Source organism: Paracoccus sediminilitoris (genome assembly GCF_003259195.1).
Lineage (GTDB): Bacteria > Pseudomonadota > Alphaproteobacteria > Rhodobacterales > Rhodobacteraceae > Paracoccus > Paracoccus sediminilitoris.
In genome coordinates this window covers 1-355 of the sequence record NZ_QJPK01000013.1, presented here as the reverse complement: position 1 = coordinate 355, position 355 = coordinate 1, and the positions used below count along the sequence as shown (strand labels likewise).

The window sequence follows — 355 nt, the reverse complement described above, 5'->3', positions numbered from 1 at the left end:
TCATGTTTCACGGCTTTCTTGCGTGACTTTCGACCGGGGATGCAAACCTTTATCCCGTTGTCTTTCAACGCCTGTCGTCGCCAATCGGCATCCTATCCACGATCCCCCAAGAACCAATCCGCCTTCGGCAGGCTACTCAGCAGCGCGGCTGCACCGGTGTCATCGCTCACGTGTCCGGCCGACATGAAGACCTGGATCGGGCGGCCTTTCGCATCAGTGACGGCATGTAACTTCGTGTTCATGCCGCCCTTCGTGCGCCCGATTTGGCTGACCTGCCCCCCGATCGTTCCTCGTTCATAACGAGAGTCTGCCGTTTTGAGATTGGTAGTCGGGGGTTTGTTTCATGGCAAGCGCG

General features: G+C 57.7%; 1 pseudogene. It reads right to left on the bottom strand.

Annotated elements, in window-relative coordinates:
* A pseudogene (locus DKT70_RS11745) lies at positions 1-281 on the bottom strand (transposase); the annotation flags it as partial.
* Positions 282-355 lie beyond the last annotated feature (74 nt).